This is a genomic window from Amycolatopsis sp. NBRC 101858 (genome assembly GCF_030269325.1).
GTDB classification, from domain to species: Bacteria; Actinomycetota; Actinomycetes; order Mycobacteriales; family Pseudonocardiaceae; genus Amycolatopsis; species Amycolatopsis ponsaeliensis.
Window position 1 is genome coordinate 98,033 of record NZ_BSTD01000001.1, and the last position, 15,148, is coordinate 113,180.

The window sequence follows — 15,148 nt, forward strand, 5'->3', positions numbered from 1 at the left end:
CGCGTTTTCCCGAGGAGCGTCATGAGATTGCCGCAACGGTTCGCCGCGCTCGGCGGGGCGACGGCGGCGGGCATGGTGGTGGTCGGCATCGCCGTCGCCGCGCCCGCGCAGCCCGCCCCCGAGCCACCTCCGTCCGCCGCGCAGGCCCAGGCCAACGCCACTAGCGCGGCAGCCGGGCTCGTCAACGCCCGGCCGGCCGCGTTGTTCGCCGGGACGCACGACAAGTTCGTCCAGCGTGACGTGCGTTCGGCGGCCGGCCTGTCCTACGTCGTCTACGACCGCACCTACGACGGCCTGCCGGTGATCGGCGGCGACCTCGTCATCGCCACCGACGCCGCCGGCACCGTGAAGACCACTTCCGTCGCGCAGCAGCACACCCTGGGCGACCTCGACGTCCACGGCGCGAAGCTCACCGCCGCGCAGGCCGAAGCCGTGGCGCGCCGGCAGGTCCGCGGGCCGAAGAGCCTGCCCGGCGGGAAGCTCGTCGTGGTCGCCGACGGCAGCGGGCGGCTCGCGTACGAGAGCAACGTCGAAGGCACCGACGAGCACGGCGAGCCGAGCAGCCTGAGCGTCTACGTCGACGCCGTGGACGGGCGCGTGCTGCGGACCGTGCAGCACGTCGCCGCGGGCACCGGCACCGGGAAGTGGAACGGGCCGTCGCCGCTGGCGCTGAACACGACGAAGTCCGGCAGCACGTACTCGATGGCCGACCCGAACACGGCCAACCTGGACTGCCGCAACTACAGCAGCGACACCGTCCTCACCGGACCGGACGACAGCTGGGGCAACGGCACCGGCACGAACATCGAAACCGGCTGCGCGGACGCGCTGTTCGTCGCGCAGACCGAGAAGAAGATGCTCTCGGAGTGGGTGGGCCGCAACGGCTTCACCGGCAACGGCGGCGCGTGGAAGATCCGCGTCGGCCTCGACGACGAGAACGCGTACTACTACAACTCGCGCCCGGCGTACGTGAACCTCGGGCACAACCCGAGCGGCGAGTGGGTCGGCTCGCTGGACATCCTCGGCCACGAGATGGGCCACGGCATCGACGACTACTCCGGCTCCGGCGGCTTCTCCGGCGGCGGCACCCAGGAGTTCATCGCCGACACCTTCGGCACGGCGACGGAGTTCTACGCGAACGAGCCGTCGCAGTACGACCCGCCCGACTACGCGATCGGCGAAGAGGTCAACCTGGTCGGCACCGGCGCGATCCGGTACATGTACGACCCGTCGAAGGTCGGCGACCCGAACTGCTACTCCAGCTCCACGCCGAACGCGGAGGTGCACAAGGCGGCCGGGCCCGGCGACCACTGGTTCTACCTGCTCGCCGAGGGCAGCAACCCGACCAACGGGCAGCCGGCGAGCTCGACGTGCAACAACAGCACGGTGGCCGGCATCGGCATCCGCAAGGCGATCAACATCATGCACGGCGCCGTGCAGCTCAAGACGTCCGGCAGCTCGTACCTGCGGTACCGGACGTGGACGCTGCAGGCCGCGAAGAACCTGTACCCGGACAGCTGCGCCGAGTTCGACGCCGTGAAGGCGGCGTGGAACGCGGTGAGCGTCCCGGCCCAGTCCGGTGACCCGACGTGCAGCGGGACGCCGCCGACCACGACCACCACCCCGCCGACGACCACCACGCCTCCCCCGGGCGGGTGCAGTGGCCAGCCGGTGCAGAACCCGGGCTTCGAGTCCGGCAAGGCGTCGTGGACCGACCCGAACGCGACGATCGGCCAGTGGGGCAGCCAGGCGCCGGCGCGCTCGGGCAGCTACGACTCCTGGCTCGGCGGCTGGGGCTCGGCGCACACGGACACGCTCTCGCAGGCGGTCACCATCCCCGCCGGCTGCCGGGCGAGCCTGACGTTCTGGCTGCGCGTGTGGACGGCGGAGACCGAGAACGTCGCGTACGACAAGCTCGTCGTGTCCGCGGGCTCGACGACGCTGGCGACGTACTCGAACCTCGACCGGAACTCGGCGTACGCGCAGAAGACGCTCGACCTGTCTTCGTACGCGGGCCAGACGATCACGCTGAAGTTCGCCGGGACGGAGGACCAGTCGCTGCAGACGTCGTTCGCCGTGGACGACACGGCGGTCACGCTCGGCTGATCCCCCCGACGAGGCCTGCCCCCTACTTTGGTGGCAGGCCTCGTTGCGCCGGATGCGTCCGGTATTCATGCTTACCCGAATGGAAGCGTTCCCCGAGGACGACACCGCGGTCGCCGCAGCGATCCGGGAAGGACCGTTCGAGGTGGCCTTCGACCTGGCGATCCGGCACCGGGGGCTGAGCCTGGAGGCCCTGCAGCGGCGGATGGCCGGCCGCGGCGCCCAGGTCAGCCTGGCGACGCTGAGCTACTGGCGCCGCGGCCGGCGGCACCCCGAAGGACACCGTTCGCTCCACGCGGTGGGCGTCGCGGAAGGCTGCCTCGGCCTGCCCGCGGACACGTTGACCGCGCTGGTCACGCGGCCGCGGGTGCGCTCCGCTGCGTTGTGGCCCGGGGGCGTGAGCCTGGCCAGCGCGCTGGGTTCGGAGCCGACCGAGCTGGCCTCGTGCGAGGGCATCGACCTCGACGGCAACGCGCGGCTGGCGCTGGCGTCGGTGCACCAGCGGGCGACGCTGGGCCCGGACCGCACCGAGCGGTCGGTCCGCACGGAGCTGGTGGTGACCAGCCGCGCGGACGGCGTCGACCGCTGGGTGTCGTTCTTCCGTCCCCAGGACGGCGGCGGCCACCAGCCGGTGCTGCGGTCGGCGCACTGCTGCCGCCCGGGCCGCGTCCGCCGCGACGCGGATTCCGAGCTGGTGGCCCTGGAGCTGCGCTTCGACTACCCGCTGCGGGCGGGCGAGACGTACGTGTTCGACTTCGAGTTCGGCTATGACGGAACGCCGCCGGAGACGAGCTACCTGCAGTTCGGCGTGCGCGCCCCGGCCCGGCAGATCGTCCTGCAGGCGTGCTTCGACCCGGCGGCGGTGCCGGTGCGGTGCTACCGCTACCACCGGCCGCACGAGGGCTCGCCGGCGCCGGACCGGCCGGAACTCCCGGTGGGACCGAGTTCGACGAGCCACATCGCGGTGCTCGACGCGCAGCCGGGGGTCTACGGCATGTGCTGGGAGTGGGACTGAACCTGCTCCCCGACACGCCGGACATACGCCGCCCGGGCAGCGGAGTCGAGCTCGGTCAGCGCACGGTCGTCGCCGATTGCCTTGCGGGCGAGGGTCATCAAGCCTTCCGGGACGAGGGCGGCCAGGAGGTCCCAGCCGGCGAGCCACCTCGGGACCGCCGTCTCCGCTCGGCGGGTCCTCAACGTCCCGACGATCGCCTTGGCCACGTCTTCCGGGTCCACTGTGGGCAGTGCGCCGCCCAGCCGTACGCCGGAGGCCAGTTCGGTGCGGACCGCGCTCGGCAGCACCGCGCTGAGACTGACCCCGGACGCCGCGTACTCGCGCCGGACCGCCGCCGTCAGGCCGACCGCCGCGAACTTGCTCGCGTTGTACACCGCCATCCCCGGCAGCGGGATCTTCCCGGCCATCGACGCGACGTTCACGACGTGCCCCCGCCCGCGCGCGATCATCCCCGGCAGCACCGACCGCAGCCCGTGCACCAGCCCCAGCACGTTGACGTCCAGGGTCGTGCGGCCCACGGAGTCCGGCTCCTCGAGGAAGTCACCCAGCGGCATCACGCCCGCGTTGTTGACCAGGACGTCGATCCGCCCGAACCGCTCGGTCACCGCCGCCGTGAACGCGTCGAAGGACTCGCGGTTCGTGACGTCCAGCGGGAGCACCTCCGAGGTCGCATCGAGGTCACCGACACATACGGTCGCCCCGCGCGCGGCGAACTCCGCCGCCGTCGCGCGGCCGATCCCCCTGGCGCCGCCGGTGATCGCGACCACCGCGCCGCGGACCTCAATCGCCGGATACCGCATGGACCCTCCCGATCTCGTAGTCGCTCTCGTCGAACGAACCCACCCGCGACCGCAACCGTCCCGTCGAAAACGGCCAGCTGAAACTGTTGCGCCCATTGACGTCCGTGTAATAACTCGAACACCCGCCGGACTGGTACACCGTGCCCGGCAGCGCCGCCTGGACCTCCGCGTTGAACGCCTCCTGAGCCGACGCCCGCACCGAAACCGAACCCCACCCCGAACCCAACGTCCGCGTCACCGCCGAAACCGTGTGCCGCAGCTGGGCCTCCAGGATCATGAACGCCGACGAATGACCCGTCCCCAAGCTCGGGCCCAGCAGCAGGTACAGGTTGGGGAACCCGGCCACCGTCGTCCCCGCGTACGCCTGGGGGCTGCCCTTCCAGTGGTCGTCGAGACTGCGGCCGTCCGCGTCGAACACCCGGGACGACACCGGCATGTCGAGGATGTGGAAGCCGGTGCCGAAGATGATCGCGTCCACTTCGGACACCGACCCGTCCGCGCCGATCACCCGGCTGCCGGACACCGAACGCACCGCCGTCGGATGAACGTCCACATGGGACCGGGTCAGCGACGGGTAGTAGGTGTTCGACATCAGGAGCCGCTTGCAGCCGAGCGTGTAGTCCGGGGTCAACGCGCGGCGCAGCGCCGGGTCGCGCACCGCCAGCCGGAGGTGCGCCAGCCCGATCTTCTGCACCTGCCGCAGCAGCCACGGGTGCCGGAACCCGAACCCGAGCGTCTCCATGGCCCCGTACTCCGCGCCGCGCAACGCCCGCTGCAGCGCCGGGAACCGCCGCAGCAGGAACCGCTCGACGCCCGGCACCGGGTGGTCCGGCTTCGGCAGCACCCACTGCGCCGTGCGCTGGAACAGGTGCAGCCGCCCCACCTCCGGGACGATGCGCGGGACGAACTGGACCGCCGACGCGCCGGTGCCGATCACCGCGACCCGCTTGCCCGCCAGGTCGTAGTCGTGGTTCCAGCGCGCCGAATGGAAGACCTCGCCCGGGAAGTCCGCGAGCCCCGGCAGGTCCGGGATCAGCGGCTCGTGCCACGGCCCGGTGCCGGCGACCAGGATCCGCGCGGTGTACGGCCCCCGGGTCGTCTCCAGCTCCCACACCGAACCGGTCCACTGCGCCCGCGTCACTTCGATGCCGTAGCGGATCTTCGACGTGACCCCGAACCGCGACGCGGTGTCCGCCAGGTACGCGCGGATCTCGGCCTGCCCGGCGAACGCCCGCGTCCACCCGGGATTCGGCGCGAACGAGTACGAGTACAGCGCGGACGGGACGTCGCAGGCACAGCCCGGGTAGGTGTTGTCGCGCCAGGTCCCGCCGAGCGCGTCGGCCTTCTCCAGCACGGCGAGGTCGTCGACGCCGGCCTGGCCCAGCCGGATGGCCGCACCCAGCCCGGACGCCCCGGCACCGACGACGAGGACCGCGAAGTGGCGTTGTTCCATTTTCGGAGACTAGCAGTATCTCAATACTGACGGTACCCCGATTCCACACCTGACTAGAGTGGTCGCATGGCCCGACTCACCCGCGCGGAAAGCCAGGCGCGCACCCGCGAACAGCTCATCGAGACCGCCAAGCAGCTCTTCCTGCGCGACGGCTACTCGGTGACGTCGCTGGAGAAGGTCGCCGACGAGGCCGGGTACTCGAAGGGCGCGGTGTACTCGAACTTCCGCAACAAGGACGAGCTCTGCCTCGCGGTGCTCGACCGGATCCACGACGAGCAGGTCGCCCTGGTCGCCGGGGCGCTCGTCGGCGCCGAGGGGATGGACGGGCTGCTGGCGGCGCTCCAGACCTGGGCCGAGCACAGCATCGGCGACGAGGCGTGGACCGCGCTGGAAGTCGAGTTCGCCACGAACGCCCGGCGCAACCCGCACGTGCGCGCCGAGCTGGCCGCGCGGGACAAGGCCATCCGCGACACCATCGCCGGCCTGCTCACCGGGTACGCCGAGCGGTTCGGGATCACGCTCCCGATGCCGCCCGACGAGGCCGCGACGGCGTTGCTGAGCCTCGGCATCGGCCTCGGCGTCCAGCGCGCGATCGACCCGACGATCCCGGTCAACGTCCTGCCCGACGTCATCCGCCTGTTCGCCGGCGGCCGCTGATCCCGGCGAAATAGTCTGCTTTCCCTTCCCGGATTTACCTAATTGCCGAATCCGAGTCCTTTGAGGACGGAAACGCGCTGTTCAGGAACGTGAACATCTTCCGCCCCTTGTGAAGCCCTTCACCCTTCGCTACCGTGGCGCTACGCCGCAGCACCATTTCGAAAAGGGCCGTGCTCCCCCACGGCCGCCCCCGCGGAAAGGGTTTCCCATGAGCAAGAAGTTGCGGCCGGTTCTCATCGGCGCGCTCGGCGCGGCCTCGGTAGCCGCCCTCGTGATCACCACCCCCGCACTCTCCACCGCGGCTCCCGCTCCACTGGCCGCGACCAGCGCGAACGCCCTCGCCGTCGGCGACCTTTCGGTCGCGGCGAAGAAGGAGATCGCGATGAAGCTGGTCTCCAGCGCGGAAAACTCTTCGCTGGACTGGAAAGCGCAGTACAAGTACATCGAGGACATCGGTGACGGCCGCGGCTACACCGCGGGCATCATCGGGTTCTGCTCCGGCACCGGCGACATGCTCGAGCTCGTCGAGGCGTACACGAACTCGGTCCCGAACAACCCGCTCGCCAAGTACCTTCCCGCGCTGCGCAAGGTGAACGGCACCGACTCGCACAGCGGGCTCGGCTCGGCGTTCGAGAGCGCGTGGAAGCAGGCCGCGGCCACCACGGAGTTCCAGAACGCCCAGAACAGCGAACGCGACCGCGTGTACTTCAACCCGGCGGTGAGCCAGGGCAAGTCGGACGGCCTGAGCAACCTCGGCCAGTTCGCCTACTACGACGCCATCGTCATGCACGGCCCCGGCGACAGCTCCGACAGCTTCGGCGGCATCCGCAAGGCCGCGATGAAGAAGGCGAAGACGCCGGCGCAGGGCGGCAACGAGACGACCTACCTCAAGGCGTTCTTCGACGCCCGCAAGGTCATCATGAAGCAGGAGGAGGCGCACGCCGACACCTCCCGCGTCGACACCGAGCAGCTGGTGTTCCTCAACGCGGGCAACTTCGACCTGCACACCCCGCTGAAGTGGAAGGTCTACGGGGACTCGTACACGATCAACTGATGAGCAGGCAGGTGGTGGCCGTCGTCGCGGACGAAGCGACGGCGGCCACCGCCGTCCTCACCGCCTGGGAACGCACCGCGACCGGCCGGATCCGTGTGCTCGGCCCGATCCCCGCGTGGATCGGGCGCGACGGCGTCGGCCGGGCCAGTGAGTCGACCGCGCACACCCCGGCCGGCGTGTGGCCGCTGACCGAGGCGTTCGGCACCGAGCCGGTGGAAACCCGGCTGCCCTACCGCCGGGTCACCACCGCCGACTGGTGGGTGTCCGACGTCGATTCCCCTTGCTACAACACGCACTTCTCCGGCACTGCCGGCACCTGCCCGTTCGACGAGACGGCCGGGGAGAACCTCGGCGCGGCCGGCCCGGCCTACGCCCACGCCGTCGTCATCGACTACAACCGCGACCCCGTGGTCCCCGGCGCCGGTTCGGCGTTCTTCCTGCACGTCGCCGACGGCAGGCCGACCGCGGGCTGCGTCGCGATCCCGAAGCCCGACCTCGAAGTCCTGCTGCGCTGGCTCGATCCGGCGAGACACCCCGTCATCGAGATCAGCGGGTGAGCAGTTCCTCCGCCGTGCGGGTGTTGATGATCCGCTCCGGCCCGATGCCCGCCTCGATCGCACGCTCGCAGCCGTAGCCCTGCCAGTCGAGCTGGCCCGGTGCGTGCGCGTCGCTGTCGATGGCGAACTCGCAGCCGATCTCCGCGGCCAGGCGCAGCAGCTTCATCGGCGGGTCGAGCCGTTCCGGGCGCGAGTTGATCTCCACCGCGACACCGTTCTCGCGGCACGCCGTGAACACCGCCTCGGCGTCGAACTCGGACTGCGGGCGGCCCTTCCCGACGACCAGCCGTCCGGTGCAGTGCCCCAGCACCCGGACGTGCGGGTTCCGCACCGCGGCGAGCATCCGCCGGGTCATGTCCCGCGCCGGCATCCGCAGCTTCGAGTGCACGCTCGCGACGACGAAGTCCAGCTCCCCCAGCAATTCCTCTTCCTGGTCGAGGGAGCCGTCGTCGAGGATGTCGACCTCGATGCCCTGCAGCAGCCGGAAGGGGGCCATCAGCTCGTTGGCCTTGGCGACGATCTGCATCTGCGTCCGCAGCCGGTCCGGCGAAAGGCCGTTCGCGACGGTCAGCCGCGGCGAATGGTCGGTCAGCACCATCCAGTCGTGGCCCAACTCCCGCCCCGCGACGGCCATCTCGCCGATCGAGCTGCCGCCGTCGGACCAGTCGGAGTGCGTGTGGCAGTCGCCGCGCAACGCCGAGCGCAGCGGCTCGCCGGAAGGCAGCTCCTTCTCGACGATCTTGCCCCGATACGCGGGGTCGCGGCCGGCCAGCGCGTCCTCGATGACGCCGGCGGTGGCTTTCCCGATGCCGGGCAGCGAGGTCAGCGTGCCGTTCTCGGCCAGCTGCTTCAGCTGCCCGGCATCGGTCTTGTCGACGGTCGCGGCCGCGTTCCGGAACGCGCGCACGCGGTAGGTCGGCTCTCCCGCGCGTTCGAGCTGGAACGCGATCTCCCGCAACGCCCATGCCGGCTCCATGGGACCTGTCTACCCCCTCGGGGGCAGTTCGTGCAGCTCAACGTCCACCAGCGCACCCTGCGAGATCCGGGCCGTCTGGTAGGTGCAGAACGGCTGGCGGCGGCGGTCGGTCGGCGAACCGGGGTTGAGCAGCCGCAGGCCCGCCGGGGTCGTCGTGTCCCACGGGATGTGGCTGTGCCCGAAGACCAGCACGTCGGTGTCCGGGAACTGCGCGTCGCACCGCTGCTCACGGCCCTGCTTCGCGCCGGTCTCGTGGACCACGGCCAGGCGCACGCCGTCGAGGTCCGCCCGGGCGATCTCCGGCAGCCGCGCCCGCAGGTCGGCACCGTCGTTGTTGCCGTGGACACCGATCAGCCGCTTGCCGCGCGCTTCCAGCTCGTCCAGGAGATCCGGCTCGACCCAGTCGCCCGCGTGCACGACGACGTCGGCCGCGGTCACCTCGGCCCACACCTGCTCCGGCAGCGCGCGGGCGTGGGTGTCCGAGATGAGCAGCAGCCTCATCCGATGGCCTTGAGGACCCGGTCCAGGAACCCGCCGATGTGGTCGCGCAGGAGGGCGGCCGCGCCGTCGGCGTCGCCCTTCTTGGCCGCCGCGAGGACGGCCTTGTGCTCGGTCCACTCCTTCTTCCAGCTGGGGTTGGCCTCCCAGCCGACGACGCTGATGAGCGCCGCGCGGTCCTTGAGGTCGTCGAGGATCGAGACCAGCAGCGGGTTGCCGCAGCCGCGGTAGAGGGCGCGGTGGAAGCGGCGGTTGAGCAGGCTCAGCGCGGCCTGGTCCTTGTCCGCGATGGCGGTCGAGGCCTCCTTGAGCGCCTCCGCCGCGTCGTCGAGCAGGGCGGTGTCGTGCTGGGCGACGGTCCGGCGGACGGCCTCCGGCTCCAGGACCATCCGCACGTCGTAGACGGACTTCGCGAGCTCGGCGTCGACCAGGACCACCGAGGCGCCCTTGTACGGGCTGAACGTGACCAGGCCCGAGTTGGAGAGCACCTTGAGCGCCTCGCGCACCGGCGTCTTCGACACGCCGAGCCGCGCGGCCAGCTCCGCTTCGACGAGCGGCTGGCCGGGCACCAGCTCGCGGGTGAGGATGCCGCGGCGGATCTCCTCCAGGACCACTTCGGTCCGGGAGGCGGGCAGGCTGAACGTCCCCGTCATGGTGCTCCCTCACATCGTGTCGAAGTCCATTCAACCAGGCCCCCGAGATCATATATCAGATGCCATACTGGATCGCATGAAAGCACCCGAGGAGCTCCGCAGCCACCGGTGGTTCGGCGGCGACGAACTGCGCAACTTCAGCCACCGCGCCCGTAGCCGCCAGCTCGGCTACAACCCGGAAGAGCACCTCGGCAAACCGGTCATCGGCATCCTCAACACGTGGTCGGACATCAACCCCTGCCACATGCACCTGCGCGAACGCGCCGAGCAGGTCAAGCGCGGCGTCTGGCAGGCCGGCGGCTTCCCGCTGGAGTTCCCGGTGGCCACGCTGTCGGAGACCTACCAGAAGCCGACCCCGATGCTCTACCGCAACCTCCTCGCGATGGAGACCGAGGAGATCCTGCGGTCCTACCCGATCGACGGCGCCGTCCTGATGGGCGGCTGCGACAAGACCACGCCGGCCCTGCTGATGGGCGCGGCCAGCGCCGGGCTGCCCGCGATCTTCGTCCCGGCCGGGCCGATGCTGCGCGGGCACTGGCGCACCGAGGTCCTCGGCAGCGGCACCGACATGTGGAAGTACTGGGACGACAAGCGCGCCGGGCTGATCGGCGACGCCGAAATGTCCGAACTGGAGCGCGGCCTCGCGCGCTCGCCCGGGCACTGCATGACGATGGGGACGGCGTCGACGATGACGTCGGCCGCCGAGGTGCTCGGCATGACGCTGCCGGGCGCCGCGTCGATCCCCGCCGTCGACTCGGCCCACCACCGGATGGCCGCGGCGAGCGGCGCGCGGATCGTCGGCATGGTCTGGGAGGACCTGACGATCACGCAGGTCCTGGACAAGCGGGCCTACGCCGACGCGATCACGACCGTGCTGGCGCTGGGCGGGTCGACCAACGCCGTGATCCACCTGATCGCGATGGCCGGGCGCAGCGGGATCCCGGTCTCGCTGGCCGACTTCGACGCTCTCGCGCGGCGCGTGCCGGTGCTGGCGAACATCCGCCCGGGCGGCACGTGGCTGATGGAGGACTTCTACTACGCGGGCGGCCTGCCCGGGCTGCTGTCGCGGCTGACCGACCTGCTGCACCTCGACCGGCCCACCGTCACCGGCCGCACGCTCGGCGCGGACCTCTCGGCCGCGCAGGTGCACGACGACGACGTCATCCGGCCGCGGGACAACCCGCTGGCCGCCGAGGGCGGGGTCGCGGTGCTGCACGGCAACCTGGCGCCGTCGGGCGCGGTGATCAAGCACATCGCCGCCGAACCGCACCTGCTCACGCACACCGGGCCGGCCGTGGTGTTCGAGGACTACCCGGACCTCAAGAAGCGGATCGACGACCCGGCGATCACCGCGGACTCGGTGCTGGTGCTGCGCGGCTCCGGGCCGCTCGGCGGTCCCGGGATGCCCGAGTACGGGATGCTGCCGATCCCCGCGCACCTGCTCGAGCAGGGCGTCCGCGACATGGTCCGGATCTCCGACGCGCGGATGAGCGGCACCAGCTACGGCGCGTGCGTGCTGCACGTGGCGCCGGAGTCGCACGTCGGCGGCCCGCTGGCGCTGGTCCGCGACGGCGACCTGATCACCTTGGACGTTCCGTCGCGGGTCCTGCGGCTCGAGGTGCCCGACGAGGAACTGGCGAAGCGCCGGGAGTCGTGGGTGGCGCCGCCGCCCCGGTTCGAGCGCGGTTACGGCGCGCTCTACAGCGAGCACATCACGCAGGCCGACGAAGGCTGTGACTTCGACTTCCTGGCCCGGGCGGGCGCGAATCCCGAACCCGACGCCCGCTGAGTACCCCGTCCGTTCGCCGGACGTGACCGGTTCATCCCCCGTTAGGGCGAGTCGTACGGCTTGTCCGGGTGCCCCGTACGCTGACGTCGTCACCGGCGCGATCCGGTGCCGCGTTGAAGGGGTGGAGAGTTGCCGTACGAACCGCGCTGGCCCGAGTCACACGGTGAGCAGACGGACGTCCTGCCGGTCGTCCGGCCCGAGCCGGAACCGGCCCTCACCCCGGCCCAGAAGCTCGCCCGGCGGATCAACCTGCGCAAGACCGGGCTGATCGCCGGCGGCGCCTTCGCCGTGCTCGTCGCGATCTACGGCATCGACCTGCTGGTCAGCCAGGGCAGCGTCCCGCGCGGGGTGACCGTCGCCGGGATCGACGTCGGCGGGATGGACCGCCAGGCCGCCGAGCAGGAGCTGCGCGGGCAGATCGAGCCGCGGCTCACCCGTCCGCTGGCCGTGACGGCCGGCGACGTCCAGGGCTCGCTGTCGCCGACCATCGCCGGGCTGAAGCTCGACTGGCCGCAGACCCTCGACCAGGCCGGCGAGCAGCCGCTGAACCCGTTCACGCGGCTCGCGTCGCTGTTCTCCAGCCGCGAGGTCGGCGTCGTCAGCCACGCCGACGAAACCAAGCTCGCCGCCGCCCTCGACAGCCTCCGCGGCGAAGTCGACCGCGAGCCCGCCGAGGGCACCGTGAAGTTCGAGGGCACGAACCCGGTCGCCGTCGCGCCGAAGCCCGGGCAGAAGCTCGACGTCGAGGCCGCGAAGGCCGCCGTCGTCGAGAAGTGGGCGCGCGGGGAGACCCTGGCGCTGCCCGTCACCAGCACGCCGGTCCGGACCACGCCCGAAGGCGTCCAGGCCGCGCTGGAGCAGTTCGCGCGCCCGGCCGTCTCCGGCCCGCTGGTGGTCAAGGGCGACGGCAAGAACGCCACCGTGAAGCCGGACGCGATCGCCGCGGCGCTGAGCTTCGAGCCCGCCGACGGCGGCGGGCTGACCCCGAAGATCGACAACGGCAAGATCGCCGAAGCCGCCGGGCCGCAGCTGAAGTCCACCGAGAAGGAGGGCAAGGAGGCGACCATCGTCTTCGAAGGCGGCAAGCCGACGGTCGACCCGTCCACCGACGGCCGGACCATCGACTGGGACCCGAGCCTCAAGCCGCTGCCCGACGTCCTCAAGAAGACCGACGGCCGCGAGGTCGCCGCGGTCTACAAGGACAGCCCGGCGAAGGTGACGACCGAGCAGGCGAACCAGCTGGGCGTCAAGGAGGTCGTCGGCGAGTTCACCACCGGCGGCTTCGCGGCCGACTCCGGCACCAACATCCGCGTCGTCGCCCAGAAGGTCAACGGCGCGATCGTCAAGCCCGGGGAAACCTTCAGCCTCAACGGGTTCACCGGCCCGCGCGGCAAGCCGCAGGGCTACGTCGAGGCCGGCGTGATCGAGAACGGTGCCCCGGCGCGCGAGGTCGGCGGCGGCATCTCGCAGTTCGCGACGACGCTGTACAACGCGTCGTACTTCTCGGGCATGAAGGACGCGGGGCACAAGGAACACAGCTACTACATCAGCCGCTACCCCGCCGCGCGCGAGGCGACGGTGTTCCAGAACCCCAACGGCGCCAGCGTCATCGACATCAAGTTCACCAACGACTCGCCGACCGGCATCGCGATCCAGACGATCTGGTCGCCGTCGTCGATCACCGTGAAGCTGTGGGGCACCAAGCGCTACACCGTCGAGTCGATCCCGGGCGGCCGCTCCAACCCGACCGACCCGCCGACCAAGCCGGGCCCGGCGGAGAACTGCCACGCGTCCAACGGCGCGCCGGGCTTCACCACGAGCGACACCCGAGTGCTGAAGGACGCGGCGACCGGCCGTGAGGTCAGCCGATCGACCCGCAACGTCCGCTACAACCCGCAGCCGAAAATCACCTGCGAGCCCTCCTAACGGCCGTTCACGCTGAGCACCCGCGGAGGTACCGTGGGTGCCCATGGTGGCGCGCGCGGTGGGGTTCCGGGACGTCCTGGCGGTGGCCGAGTTCCGGGCGCTGTTCTCCGCCCAGCTCGTCTCGGTCACCGGTGACCAGCTCGCGCGGGTCGCGCTGTCGATCCTCGTCTACGACCGGACGAACTCGCCCGGCTGGGCGGCGCTGACCTACGCGCTGACGTTCCTGCCGGACCTCGTGGGCGGGCCGCTGCTGTCCGGGCTGGCCGACCGCCACCCGCCGCGCGCGGTGATGGTCCTGGCCGACGTCGTGCGCGCGCTGGCGGTCGCCGTGATGGCGTTGCCCGGCCTCCCGTTGCCGGCGGTCGCGGCCCTGCTCATCGGCGTCCAGCTGTTCAACCCCGTCTGGAACTCCGCGCGCGCCGCACTGCTGCCGCAGGTGCTGCCGGGTGAGACGTTCGTGCCCGGGATGGGCCTGCTGATGATGCTCGTCCAGGCCGGCCAGGTCGCCGGGTTCGCCCTCGGCGGGCTGCTGGTCGCGGCCATCGGCACCGGCGGCGCCCTGCTCGCGGACGCGGCGAGCTTCGCGGCCTCGGCACTGTTCCTGGTCACCGGCGTCCGGTCCCGGCCACCGCGGGAGTCTTCGGGCGTCCGCTGGTGGCAGCACGTGCGGGCGGGGTTCACGGTCGTGGCCGGCGACCGGCGCCGGCTCGCGCTGGTCGCGCTGGGGTGCGTGTCGGGGATCTACATCGCGGGCGAGGCGATCGCGGCGCCGTACGCGGCGGAGCTCGGCGGCGGCGCGGTGGTCGTCGGGCTGCTGCTCGGGGCGTACGCGCTGGGGAACGTGATCGGGATGGCCGCGCTGGCGCGGATTCCCGCCGAGCGGCGCGGCCGGCTGCTCGGGCCGCTGGCGGTGCTGGCGTGCGCCGCGTTGCTGGGGTGCGCGCTGCGGCCGGACCTCGGGGCCACCTTGGCGCTGCTGACGCTGTCCGGAGTGGCCAGCTCGTACAACCTCATCGCCAACACGACGTTCGTCCAGCTGACCCCGGACACCCAGCGCGCGCAGGCGTTCGGCTTCGCCTTGACGGCGTTGCGGGTGTCGCAGGGGCTGGGCGTGGTGCTGGCCGGGCTGGCGGCCGAACGCGCGGCGCCGCACGGGGTCGTCGCCGGGGCCGGGGCGATCGGCGTGGTGGCCGCCCTCGGCGCGGCGACGTTGTGGCGGCGTGCGCAACCGGAACCCCGGTGACCGGCACGGGTGCCGGTCACCGGGCAGGGTTCAGGACCGGGTCCAGTCCGTCGGGATCTGCCGCGGGGTCCAGTCCGTCGGGCACTGCGGCAGCGGTGACGAGACGCCGGGACGGGTCCAGTCGGTCGGCAGCTCGCGGACGGTCCAGTCGGTGGGCAGTTCGCGCGCGGTCCAGTCGGTCGGCAGCTGCCGCGGGGTCCAGTCCGTCGGGATCGACCGGGTCCAGTCGGTGGGGAGCTGCCGCGTCCAGTCGGTCGGCCGCTGCGCGCGACGCCGGGACGGGACGATGTTCGCGTTGGGCAGGAAGTGCGACATGATTTCTCCTGTTCGGATGGGATCTTGCACGGTGCGTGACCGGACGGTAGCCCGACCAGCCTAGTGACACACCGCGTTCATTCGATTACAGTGACGATTTCCGCGAAGG

The 15,148-nt window shown here is 71.5% G+C and carries 14 protein-coding genes; 8 read left to right on the forward strand and 6 right to left on the reverse strand.

The window, feature by feature from the left end; genetic code table 11:
- Positions 1-21: 21 nt before the first annotated feature.
- Entirely contained in the window at positions 22-2,106 is a 2,085-nt protein-coding gene (locus QSK39_RS00425; protein ID WP_285475660.1) for a M4 family metallopeptidase, read from the forward strand.
- 79 nt (positions 2,107-2,185) lie between these two features.
- Positions 2,186-3,118 carry a hypothetical protein gene (locus QSK39_RS00430; protein ID WP_285475661.1) on the forward strand — a complete coding sequence of 311 codons (933 nt, stop codon included), beginning with the start codon at positions 2,186-2,188 and terminating at the stop codon, positions 3,116-3,118.
- On the opposite strand, the gene QSK39_RS00435 is transcribed toward QSK39_RS00430, so the two are convergent.
- Together QSK39_RS00435 and QSK39_RS00440 are read right to left on the reverse strand one after the other, a co-directional pair.
- Positions 3,091-3,918 carry an SDR family oxidoreductase gene (locus tag QSK39_RS00435; RefSeq protein ID WP_285475662.1) on the reverse strand — a complete coding sequence of 276 codons (828 nt, stop codon included), beginning with the start codon at positions 3,916-3,918 and terminating at the stop codon, positions 3,091-3,093. The genes QSK39_RS00430 and QSK39_RS00435 overlap by 28 nt on opposite strands.
- Entirely contained in the window at positions 3,899-5,371 is a 1,473-nt protein-coding gene (locus tag QSK39_RS00440; protein ID WP_285475663.1) for a flavin-containing monooxygenase, read from the reverse strand. The genes QSK39_RS00435 and QSK39_RS00440 overlap by 20 nt, the downstream gene beginning before the upstream one ends.
- Before the next feature lie 66 nt (positions 5,372-5,437).
- Between QSK39_RS00440 and QSK39_RS00445 the strand changes: the two genes are divergently transcribed.
- The 3 genes from QSK39_RS00445 (at position 5,438) to QSK39_RS00455 (ending at position 7,639) form a co-directional block, all read left to right on the forward strand.
- On the forward strand, positions 5,438-6,028 hold the full coding sequence (locus QSK39_RS00445; RefSeq protein ID WP_285475664.1) for a TetR/AcrR family transcriptional regulator: 591 nt from the start codon (positions 5,438-5,440) through the stop codon (positions 6,026-6,028).
- A gap of 208 nt (positions 6,029-6,236) precedes the next feature.
- Positions 6,237-7,082 carry a chitosanase gene (locus QSK39_RS00450; RefSeq protein WP_285475665.1) on the forward strand — a complete coding sequence of 282 codons (846 nt, stop codon included), beginning with the start codon at positions 6,237-6,239 and terminating at the stop codon, positions 7,080-7,082.
- Entirely contained in the window at positions 7,082-7,639 is a 558-nt protein-coding gene (locus tag QSK39_RS00455) for a L,D-transpeptidase family protein (RefSeq protein ID WP_285475666.1), read from the forward strand. The genes QSK39_RS00450 and QSK39_RS00455 overlap by 1 nt, the downstream gene beginning before the upstream one ends.
- Here the strand turns inward: QSK39_RS00455 and QSK39_RS00460 are convergent.
- The 3 genes from QSK39_RS00460 to QSK39_RS00470 are packed head-to-tail and all read right to left on the reverse strand — an operon-like array spanning position 7,629 to position 9,766.
- The gene (locus QSK39_RS00460; protein WP_285475667.1) at positions 7,629-8,615 is read right to left on the reverse strand and encodes a PHP domain-containing protein; all 987 of its coding nucleotides are present in this window, start codon (positions 8,613-8,615) and stop codon (positions 7,629-7,631) included. The two genes, QSK39_RS00455 and QSK39_RS00460, sit on opposite strands and share 11 nt — an antisense overlap.
- Positions 8,616-8,624: 9 nt before the next feature.
- Positions 8,625-9,116: a metallophosphoesterase family protein gene (locus QSK39_RS00465; RefSeq protein WP_285475668.1), complete on the reverse strand. Its 492-nt coding sequence runs from the start codon at positions 9,114-9,116 to the stop codon at positions 8,625-8,627.
- A complete protein-coding gene (locus tag QSK39_RS00470; RefSeq protein ID WP_285475669.1) occupies positions 9,113-9,766 on the reverse strand; it encodes a GntR family transcriptional regulator in 654 nt (217 codons plus the stop codon). Before QSK39_RS00470 ends, QSK39_RS00465 begins: the two co-directional genes overlap by 4 nt.
- A 76-nt stretch (positions 9,767-9,842) precedes the next feature.
- On the opposite strand from QSK39_RS00470, the gene araD reads away from it, so the two are divergent.
- From araD to QSK39_RS00485, 3 genes are all read left to right on the forward strand, one after another.
- Complete coding sequence (gene araD / locus QSK39_RS00475) at positions 9,843-11,555, forward strand: L-arabinonate dehydratase (protein WP_285475670.1); 1,713 nt, start codon at positions 9,843-9,845, stop codon at positions 11,553-11,555.
- A 129-nt stretch (positions 11,556-11,684) separates the two neighbouring features.
- On the forward strand, positions 11,685-13,481 hold the full coding sequence (locus tag QSK39_RS00480) for a VanW family protein (protein WP_285475671.1): 1,797 nt from the start codon (positions 11,685-11,687) through the stop codon (positions 13,479-13,481).
- Positions 13,482-13,524: 43 nt separating this feature from the next.
- Positions 13,525-14,724, forward strand: a complete 1,200-nt coding sequence (locus tag QSK39_RS00485; RefSeq protein WP_285477888.1) for an MFS transporter — start codon at positions 13,525-13,527, stop codon at positions 14,722-14,724.
- A 30-nt stretch (positions 14,725-14,754) separates the two neighbouring features.
- Here QSK39_RS00485 and QSK39_RS00490 read toward each other — a convergent pair whose 3' ends face one another.
- Positions 14,755-15,039, reverse strand: coding sequence for a hypothetical protein (locus tag QSK39_RS00490; protein WP_284740912.1), 285 nt, complete (start codon positions 15,037-15,039; stop codon positions 14,755-14,757).
- Between the last annotated feature and the right edge of the window lie 109 nt (positions 15,040-15,148).